General features: G+C 60.7%; 1 protein-coding gene. It reads left to right on the top strand.

Annotated elements, in window-relative coordinates; all coding sequences use genetic code 11:
• Nucleotides 1-20: 20 nt before the first annotated feature.
• A partial coding sequence (locus tag U4Y90_RS35965; RefSeq protein ID WP_321801900.1) for an aldehyde dehydrogenase family protein occupies nt 21-685 on the top strand: 665 nt, incomplete at its 3' end.

Genomic DNA, 685 nt, shown 5'->3' with positions numbered 1-685 from the left:
CAACTTCGGCAGGACATTTCATGCCCCTTAGCCTCATCCGCATCCGTGACGATCTGAACGTCGTGCCCGGTAGATTGTTCATCGATGGAAACTGGCTCGATGGACACTACGATCGCTTCGAACAGATTCACCCGGCGACCAATGAAGTGATGACGACGTTCGTCGAAGCCGGCGCGCGTGGCGTCGATCAGGCGGTCGTTGCCGCGCGACGCGCCTTCGACGAAGGACCGTGGCCGCGTATGCGCGCACAGGATCGCAAGCGGATGCTGCAACCCATCGTCGAGAAAATCTACGCCGCCGAAAGAGAGATTGCGCAGTTGCAGACGCTCGATAACGGCATCCCGTTCACGTTCAGCCGCAACTCGCGCGTGTCGCCCAAGTCGGCGGCGGACATCTTCGATCACTTTCTCGGCTGGATCGACAAGATCAACGGCGAGACATACCCGCAGTTCTCCAGCGCCTCGGACATGCAGTACATGACGTTCCGCGAGCCGGTCGGTGTGGTGGCGGCGATCCTGCCGTACAACGGCCCCGTCATGACGTTCGCGATGAAGATCGCGCCCGCGCTTGTCTGTGGCTGCACGGTTGTCGTCAAGCCGTCCGAATACACCAATCTCGCCGTATTGAAGCTCGCCGAGATCGTGGCGGAGAGCGATCTGCCGCCAGGCGTGTTCAACGTCGTGAC

The organism is Caballeronia sp. J97, from assembly GCF_905220305.1.
GTDB lineage: Bacteria > Pseudomonadota > Gammaproteobacteria > Burkholderiales > Burkholderiaceae > Caballeronia.
This window is presented reverse-complemented; position numbering and strand designations above follow the sequence as displayed.